This is a genomic window from Candidatus Acetatifactor stercoripullorum, assembly GCF_944382095.1.
In the GTDB taxonomy this organism is placed as follows: domain Bacteria; phylum Bacillota; class Clostridia; order Lachnospirales; family Lachnospiraceae; genus Acetatifactor; species Acetatifactor stercoripullorum.
On sequence record NZ_CALWMU010000025.1, the window covers coordinates 46,433 to 52,877 of the forward strand.

7 protein-coding genes are annotated in these 6,445 nt (G+C 49.6%); 3 read left to right on the top strand and 4 right to left on the bottom strand.

Features of this window, described 5'->3' with window-relative positions; all coding sequences use genetic code 11:
- Window positions 1-4: 4 nt before the first annotated feature.
- Together SHK35_RS08905 and SHK35_RS08910 are read right to left on the bottom strand one after the other, a co-directional pair.
- Window positions 5-427 carry a metal-sensing transcriptional repressor gene (locus SHK35_RS08905; RefSeq protein ID WP_318709509.1) on the bottom strand — a complete coding sequence of 141 codons (423 nt, stop codon included), beginning with the start codon at window positions 425-427 and terminating at the stop codon, window positions 5-7.
- Window positions 428-520: 93 nt separating this feature from the next.
- Complete coding sequence (locus tag SHK35_RS08910) at window positions 521-1,852, bottom strand: MATE family efflux transporter (RefSeq protein ID WP_318709510.1); 1,332 nt, start codon at window positions 1,850-1,852, stop codon at window positions 521-523.
- 117 nt (window positions 1,853-1,969) lie between these two features.
- On the opposite strand from SHK35_RS08910, the gene SHK35_RS08915 reads away from it, so the two are divergent.
- A complete protein-coding gene (locus tag SHK35_RS08915) occupies window positions 1,970-2,488 on the top strand; it encodes a nitroreductase family protein (protein ID WP_318709512.1) in 519 nt (172 codons plus the stop codon).
- Between the two features lie 38 nt (window positions 2,489-2,526).
- On the opposite strand, the gene SHK35_RS08920 is transcribed toward SHK35_RS08915, so the two are convergent.
- Window positions 2,527-4,071 (bottom strand): glycoside hydrolase family 43 protein, encoded by a 1,545-nt coding sequence (locus tag SHK35_RS08920; RefSeq protein WP_318709514.1) that lies wholly within the window; start codon window positions 4,069-4,071, stop codon window positions 2,527-2,529.
- 198 nt (window positions 4,072-4,269) lie between these two features.
- Between SHK35_RS08920 and SHK35_RS08925 the strand changes: the two genes are divergently transcribed.
- Window positions 4,270-5,151, top strand: coding sequence for an AraC family transcriptional regulator (locus tag SHK35_RS08925; protein WP_318709515.1), 882 nt, complete (start codon window positions 4,270-4,272; stop codon window positions 5,149-5,151).
- Here SHK35_RS08925 and SHK35_RS08930 read toward each other — a convergent pair.
- Window positions 5,081-5,794 (bottom strand): PTS glucose transporter subunit IIA, encoded by a 714-nt coding sequence (locus SHK35_RS08930; RefSeq protein WP_318709516.1) that lies wholly within the window; start codon window positions 5,792-5,794, stop codon window positions 5,081-5,083. The genes SHK35_RS08925 and SHK35_RS08930 overlap by 71 nt on opposite strands.
- A gap of 283 nt (window positions 5,795-6,077) precedes the next feature.
- Here SHK35_RS08930 and SHK35_RS08935 point away from each other — a divergent pair, with 283 nt between their 5' ends.
- Complete coding sequence (locus SHK35_RS08935; protein ID WP_103240592.1) at window positions 6,078-6,293, top strand: cold-shock protein; 216 nt, start codon at window positions 6,078-6,080, stop codon at window positions 6,291-6,293.
- Window positions 6,294-6,445 lie beyond the last annotated feature (152 nt).

The following is a 6,445-nucleotide window of genomic DNA, read 5'->3' on the forward strand; positions in this document are numbered from 1 at the left end:
TTGATCACTTCAGCTTTTTGATCAGCTCCACAGCTTCATCCACAATCTTTACATTATCCTTTTTAATCTCTTCCACCACACAGGTTTCCATGTGCTCCTTCAACACCACATAGCCAAATGCCTGAAGGGCGCTTTCCACCGCCGCCACCTGGGTCAGGATATCCCCGCAGTAGCGGTTGTCGTCAAGCATCTTACTGATGCCGTTTAGCTGCCCGATCATGCGGTTGAGCCGATTTTTCAGCTGTTTCAGCTCTTTCTCCTGCCTTGGCGTTGTCTTATGATGACAACAGCACTCTTCCGTTTTATTTTTTCCTTCCACCCGGTTCCTATCCTTTCTGTTTTTTGAAATTAGGCGTTTGCGAAACTCGCTGGCAAAGTCACGAACCTGGGAGCGAGTTTCGTAATCACCCATTTTAAAATACCCCATAGGGGTATTCCTTTCACCAAAAAGGATATACCCCCACAGGGTATTTGTCAATTACTTTTTTCAATTTTCTAATCATGGCGTGCCACAAAGCTTCTATCCGTTGGTAATCACATTCATATGTGCTGTCCATTTTCCGGACCGTATCCTGGTGGTAAAAAAGAACGCCCGCACACACCAGTCAATGGTCATGGCAATCCAGACTCCCAGAACGCCAAGCCCCATATATCCGCCCATCAGATAAGCCAGCACAATCCTGCAGGTCCACATGGAGGCGATGGAAACCACCATGGTAAATTTTACGTCTCCCGCCGCCCTCAGGGAATTTGCCTGTGCAAAGGCCAGAGGATGCACCAGCATACAGCAGATGCAGTTATATAAGAGCACCGTAATGGTCAGCCTTGTGGTCGCCTCGCTCAGCTGATAGAGGCTGCAGACAGGGCGGGCAAGAACAATCAGCCCTATCCCCAGAACGATCATATAAAGATACGCCGTCTTTATCAGTTTTCTGTTATAATATTCCGCCTGCTTTACATCTCCCGCTCCAACACACTGCCCGATCACAGTGATCATTGCCATACCTATGGCATTTCCGGGAATCAGCTGAAAATTCCCCACATTGCCCACAATGGCGTTTGCGGTAATCGACGCCGTGCCAAAGCCTGCAATGAGACTGCTTACCATAAGCTTTCCGATCTGAAATATACTGTTTTCCAAACCGTTTGGCACTCCGATATACAAAATTTTCTTTAGGATTCTTCCATCAGGCTTCCAGCTTTTTCCCAGCGGAATCTCTTTATTTTTCTTCAGCAGGGCAAAAATCACCACAGCGCACACCACCCGGGCTGCCAGCGTGGATATGGCCGCTCCCGCCGCTCCCATTTGAAAGCCATAAATCAAAAGAGCATTTCCCGCCACATTAATCAGATTTGCCACCACAGCCACCTGCATGGATACCTTGGCGTTTCCCACAGCCCGAAACAAAGCCGCCCCGCCATTATAAATGCCCAAAAAGGGATAGGACACGGCAGTTATATAAAAATAAATTCTTGCCGCCTCCATCACGTCGGCCTCTATGCCCCCGTAGATCAGGTTCAGCAGAAATTGGTTGCCCGCCAGAGCGATCACCATAAACACCAGAGCCACGCCGCCTACCGCTAAGAAAAGCTGGTTGGAGGCCCTTCCCACCATTTCCTTGTCCTTTTTCCCCATATACTGTGCCGCCACTACGGCCCCTCCGCTGGCCATGGCTCCAAAAAGCCCTACAAGCAGCACACTGATGGAATCCACCAGCGAAATCCCGGACACAGACGCCTCCCCGCAGGAAGCCACCATAATGGTGTCCGCCATGCCGATGGTAACCGACAAAATCTGCTCAATGACCAAAGGGCCAATAAGCTTTTTCAAATCCTGATCCGTAAATAACATAGTCCCCATCCCTTCCTTTATTTTTGTACTTTATTGTCATTTACAGAAAAAAGAGCTATGATAAAGAAGGAAACGACCTATTTTCAGGCAGATACATATTTTTGAAGGAGGTATTTTATGAACACCGTTTTGGAAAACATTTACACCAGAAGAAGCTGCCGTTCTTTTACGGAGCAGCCCATTCCAGAGGAAGCGCTTACAGAAATCCTTCAGGCCGCCGTCTGCGCCCCAAGCGGCATGAACCGGCAGACCTGGCAGTTCATCGCCATTACAAACCGCGAAAAAATACAACGGCTTGCCCAGGCCGCAGCAGGGGTTTTAGGCCGGGAAAATTACGATATGTACCGCCCCGCCGTGCTGATTCTTGCCGCCAACGAAAAGGAAAGCCCCTTTGCCAGGGAGGACAATGCCTGCGCTCTGGAAAATATATTTCTCGCAGCCCACTCCCTTGGCATAGGTTCTGTCTGGCTCAACCAGTTAAAAGACATCTGTGACGAACCGGCTGTCCGGGACGTACTAAACAGCTTTGGCCTGCGCCCTGACCACGCCGTTTTCGGAGCGGCTGCCCTTGGATATCCCGCATCTCCTCTTCCGGGACGCATAGAAAAGAAAAACTCCTACACCATTGTGGAATAGCCTTCCCAAAAAGGGGCAGCATCTCTTCTTAAACAGCTCTAGTGCAGCGCTTCAAACACAAAGTAGTCTGCCTTTATGCTTCCGGGGGCGCTGCCCCCTTCATTAATGGCTGCAAGTCCTGCCTTTACGCCAACCCAGCGTCCGGGAGCTGCCTCCACTGTTTCCCCTGCCGCTGAAAAATGCTCCTCATCACAGCCAGTCTCAAAGGATACATAGGTTTCCTTCTCCACCCGCATCCGGAGATAAAGTGTGTTTTCCTCCACCTGTCCCAGATCGGTGCGCACCTCGTCGTCCTTCGTCCAGTTTCCCGTTCTCTGCTGCAGGATAAGCTTCCCTTTTTCCTTTTTGACCAAAAGGGCTGTATAATGTCCTCCCAGTGACACCATGCCCGCCACATCGCCCTCTCCCATATGCTCCAGATGCAGGCATGTGGTGATCTGGAACTCCGGGGCCGGCCATTTCTGGAGCAGCAGATTGCTGATGTCGCAAAGCTGTGTTTTTGGATCAGAGGGCTGTGCAAACAGGGTAATCCCTCCATCTCCCAGCCGGTACCACTCTTTTTTGTAGTTGGCATTCCACTGCCACTGCAGTCCCAGGGTATCTCCCTCAAAGAAATCACTGTCCTCAGGAGCGTCTATGGGATAAACCGCTCCCACATCCGGTTTTTGATAACGAAGCACCGGTTCGCCGCAGCCGTCCTTTTCATTGACGCCGATCACAGGCCAGTCGTCCACCCAGCGCATAGGCTGCAGATGCACAATACGGCCTGCATTTCCCACATCCTGAAAATGCAGAAACCAGTCCTGGCCGTCCGGTGTATCCACCCAGGCTCCCTGGTGGGGGCCGTTTACAGGGGTGTCTCCCTGATGCAGCACAATCCTCTCTTCATATGGGCCATAGATATTTCTGGAGCGCAGCACGGTCTGCCAGCCCGGCTTCACGCCCCCTGCGGGAGCAAAAATATAGTACCATCCGTTGCGCTTGTAAAGCTTAGGCCCTTCGATGGTGGGCTGGGTGTCATGTCCGTCATAGATAAACCTTCCATCGTCCAAAACCCCGGAGCAGTCAGGCTCTATGGGAGACATATAAAGCATGCTCTTAAAGCCGATTCGGCTTCTGGCAAAGGCGGACACCATATACGCCCTGCCATCCTCATCCCAGAAAGGACAGGGATCAATCCATCCTACCACCTTCCTCACATAGGCCGGTTCACTCCAGGTTCCCCAGGGGTCCGTGGTTTTGCACATCATAATTCCTTCATCAGGCATGGGCACAAACACATAGTACACTCCCTCATGATACCGTATGGAGGGCGCCCATGTGCCGCAGCCGTGCATGGGCTTGTCGTAATAGTCAAAAGGCAGCCTGTCCATCACATAATTGATCACCTTCCAGTTCACCAGATCCCTGGAATGCAGAAGGGGTATGGCAGGTGTGTTGCAGAAGCTGGAAGCAATTAAAAAGAAGTCCTCCCCTACGCGGATGGCGTCCGGGTCCGAATAATCCGTATATAATATGGGATTTATGTAGGTGCCGTCTCCCTGATCGGCAATCCACATTTTCTTGATCTTTGTTTTGTCCATACATTCTCCTTTCCGGTGCTTTTTTTTAAGTATAACAGCCTTTTTCCCCCAACGCGTGTCATATTGCCAAATATTTATGCCATTTATTGTGATTTTCCCTTGAAATCCCATAAAAATAGAGTATTATAATCCTATGAAACAGTACCTTTCTGATGCCATTTTTTGCGATCTTCGCCTTACAGGAGAATAGAAAGCCTTATGAGTATTTTTTACCAGAATCGTTCGGAGCGCCTGCGCTTTTATACCTCCCACAATATATCCTTTGCGGCCCATCTGCACCGCCAGGCAGAGCTTGTTGTCCTTTTGGAGGGCGAAGTGCGCATCTGCGTGGATCACACAGAGTACCTGCTTTCAGAGGGCAGCGCCGCCATTATTTTTCCAAACCAGCTCCACAGTCTGGAAACCGTTTCCCACAGCCGGATTCTTTTATGTATTTTTGATGACGACTGCTGCCACAGCTATCAGCAATATTTTCAAAAGTGCAATCCCCTAAGAAGCCTTATTCCCTCCTGCGCCATTTCCTGCCACGGAAACGCTGCTATAAAGGGACTTTTAAGCCTGGCCCTGGACTTTCCTACAAAGGAGGGCCTTATCCCAAAGTCCGTGCTGGCCCTGGCCGAAGGGTACCTGACGCTTCTTTTGGCGGATCTCTTTCCAAAGCTTACATTGGAGCCAAAGAATATATCCATGGATTTAATTTTAGAGCAGCGAATTCTTATGTACATAGACGCCCACTACACAGAAAGCCTGTCCCTGGAAATTTTGTCCAGGGAATTCGGCGTCAGCCGTTTCCGCCTCTCCAGGCTTTTTTCCGACAAATTCCATACCACTTTTCCATGCTATGTAAATACCAAGCGTCTGGAATACGCCAGAGATCTGCTCATCTCCACGGACGACTCCGTCACCAAGATTGCGCTGGATTCAGGCTTCGGCAGCTCCCGCACCTTTTTCAGGGAATTTCAGCAGGCATTCCATATCACGCCCAAGGAATACCGCCGAAGCCGCGCCCTTAATCAAGGGTCTTCTGATCTCTCACCCAGAGAACCTCTTCCCCCACCCGGACATACTTCTGTCCCGTGACAAGGATTTCCCGGCTGTCCTGTGCCGCTTCCACACTGATGGACACGCTGGCGTCCACATTCTCTGCCTCCAGTCCCTCCAGGTCAAATTCCAAAAGCAGCTTACCCTTATTTACAATTTCGTTCTGTACAATGCGGGGCCGGTAATACATGCTGAACATCTCATCCCTGCAGCTTCCCACCTTGATCAACAGCTCAACGCCAAATTCCGTGCACAAAAGAAAAGCATTTCCCATAGGATACAGTTTTGTGATTTTTCCTGACGCAGGCGCATACACCATTCCCTTTTGCGCCTGAATCACCGCGCCTCTGCGGCTTCCCTCATAAAAAAAGCTTACTTCTCCGGCGCAGGGACTTCCAATGGCCCAGCCCCTGGGAATTACCTTCTCCACCGTTTTATTTTTCCGCTCCTGAAAAACAAACCGTGTGCGGGACCCTTCTTCTTTCACCGTCTCACGGCCCTCTCCTGCCGAAACCGCTTCCCGGACAAATCTTTCCTCATCTGTCTGTTCTCCCGGCTGCCCGCCGTTTTCTTCCTCCGTCTCCGCCAGCTTCCAGCGCAGGCTTCTCCCCACCCAGAAGCCCGCCATCAAGGACACCATTGTAATTGCCACGATCATAAACATACTGACTGTAATGTACATTCCGCTCTATACGCCTGCCGCCGCAGACCTTTTCCTCCGTTTTGCTTTTTTCATACTTTCTGCAAAAAGCCGGAAAATTATTCATAAAAAATCATTGACATTACGACAAATACAGTGGTATACTCTACTCGTATTCTAAATGAAAGTCATTGAACTCACATATTTTTGTAAGTCATTGCTACTTTGATGATGGTTTACAAAAATATGTGATTTTTTTGCACTACGTTTTAGAATCACCAACACTAAAACGGGCTCTGCCTGCACAATAAAAGGAGGTACCAAGATGAACAACGGTACAGTAAAATGGTTTAATGCACAGAAAGGTTATGGCTTCATTACCAATGACGCCACCGGAGAGGAAGTATTCGTACACTTCTCCGCAATCAATGCTGAGGGCTTTAAGTCCCTGGAGGAAGGCCAGAAGGTTACCTTCGACACCGAATGCGATCCTCAGAACAGCAGCAAGATCCGTGCTACCAATGTCACTGTAGTGGCTTAATATGCACCGTCAGGCGCACAGCAGAACCGGTATGGCTTTCGTCATGCCGGTTTTCATTTTCCCATTTTTTACAAATCCTTGAGTTTCCGCAAACTGCAATAAAAAGACAGATATGTCTTTCCAAAGTACCAATCTGCCGATTTTTGAGAGAT

Bases quoted from the DNA above. Each gene is read 5' to 3' on its own strand.
- SHK35_RS08905 (WP_318709509.1), bottom strand. From the start codon at position 427: ATGGGGTATTTTAAAATGGGTGATTACGAAACTCGCTCCCAGGTTCGT.
- SHK35_RS08910 (WP_318709510.1), bottom strand. From the start codon at position 1,852: ATGTTATTTACGGATCAGGATTTGAAAAAGCTTATTGGCCCTTTGGTC.
- SHK35_RS08915 (WP_318709512.1), top strand. From the start codon at position 1,970: ATGAACACCGTTTTGGAAAACATTTACACCAGAAGAAGCTGCCGTTCT.
- SHK35_RS08920 (WP_318709514.1), bottom strand. From the start codon at position 4,071: ATGGACAAAACAAAGATCAAGAAAATGTGGATTGCCGATCAGGGAGAC.
- SHK35_RS08925 (WP_318709515.1), top strand. From the start codon at position 4,270: ATGAGTATTTTTTACCAGAATCGTTCGGAGCGCCTGCGCTTTTATACC.
- SHK35_RS08930 (WP_318709516.1), bottom strand. From the start codon at position 5,794: ATGTACATTACAGTCAGTATGTTTATGATCGTGGCAATTACAATGGTG.
- SHK35_RS08935 (WP_103240592.1), top strand. From the start codon at position 6,078: ATGAACAACGGTACAGTAAAATGGTTTAATGCACAGAAAGGTTATGGC.